General features: G+C 59.2%; 1 protein-coding gene. It reads left to right on the top strand.

Features of this window, described 5'->3' with window-relative positions; genetic code table 11:
* Positions 1-190 precede the first annotated feature (190 nt).
* Positions 191-1,213, top strand: coding sequence for a 23S rRNA (adenine(1618)-N(6))-methyltransferase RlmF (gene rlmF, locus QMX98_RS34635; RefSeq protein WP_010463074.1), 1,023 nt, complete (start codon positions 191-193; stop codon positions 1,211-1,213).
* Positions 1,214-1,310 lie beyond the last annotated feature (97 nt).

Here is a 1,310-nt window from a genome sequence, read left to right as displayed (position 1 = left end):
AATCCCCTGTGGGAGCGAGCCTGCTCGCTAAAGCGGTTTGTCATTCAACATTGATGCTGGCTGAAACGGCCTCTTCGCGAGCAGGCTCGCTCCCACAGGGGAATACAGGTGTTTGTCACAATTGGGTTCACAACGCCCGGATGTGGGACAATACCCGCCACTTTTAGCCATACCCGAATCGACCACGCCCATGAACGCCCCCCGCACTCCAAGACCTGCGCGCAAGAAGCCCGACACCGCGACACCGGCCAAAGCCGTTGAGCCGCGCGAAAAGGCCAGCCTGCACCCGCGCAACCGCCATCAGGGTCGCTACGACTTCCCGGCGCTGATCAAAACCACGCCGGAACTGGCGAAGTTCGTGATCATCAACCCCTATGGCAAGGAAAGCATCGACTTCGCCAGCCCGGATGCGGTGCGGGTGTTCAACCGGGCGCTGCTCAAGTCGTTTTACGGTATCGCCCATTGGGATATCCCGGCCGATTACCTCTGCCCACCGGTTCCGGGCCGTGCCGATTACGTGCACTTCCTGGCCGACCTGCTGGCCAGCGTCAACGACGGCGAAATCCCTCGTGGCGCACCGGTCAAAGTGCTCGATATCGGCATGGGCGCCAACTGCGTCTATCCGTTGATCGGCTACAGCGACTACCGCTGGCACTTCCTCGGTTCGGAAATCGACCCGACGGCGGTGGCCGCGGCCAAAGCCATCGTGCAATCCAACGGACTGAACAAAGCCATCCAGTTGCGTCAGCAAAGTAATCCCAAGCACATTCTGCTGGGCTTGCTGGAACCCGGCGAACGCTTTGACCTGACCATGTGCAACCCGCCGTTCCATGCTTCGATGGACGAAGCGACCAAAGGCAGCGAGCGTAAATGGCGCGCTTTGGGCCGCGCCGATCCTAAACGCAAACTGCCGGTGCTGAACTTTGGCGGTCAATCGGCAGAATTGTGGTGTGAGGGTGGCGAAGCACGGTTTGTGACACAACTGATCGCCGAGAGTGCGCACTTCCAGCACAAGGTCTTGTGGTTCAGCACGTTGGTGTCAAAGGCTTCTAACCTGCCTTCGATCCAGACGGCGCTGAAAAAGGCCGGTGTTCTGGAAAGCCAGGTCGTGGAAATGTCCCAGGGGCAGAAGCAAAGCCGCTTCGTCGCCTGGACCTTCCAGACCAAGTCCGAGCAGCAGGTCTGGCGCGAACGTTGGGCTCGCAAGAGCTGAGTCTGAGTTACACAAGTAAAAATGTGGGAGCGAGCCTGCTCGCGAAAGCGGTTTCACATTCAACAGCGATGCTGAATGTTATGACCCCTTCGCGAGC

The organism is Pseudomonas sp. PS02303, from assembly GCF_029959925.1.
Classification (GTDB): domain Bacteria; phylum Pseudomonadota; class Gammaproteobacteria; order Pseudomonadales; family Pseudomonadaceae; genus Aquipseudomonas; species Aquipseudomonas mandelii.
Note: the sequence above shows the minus strand (reverse complement) of the source record. Positions and strands in the feature narration are given on the sequence as shown.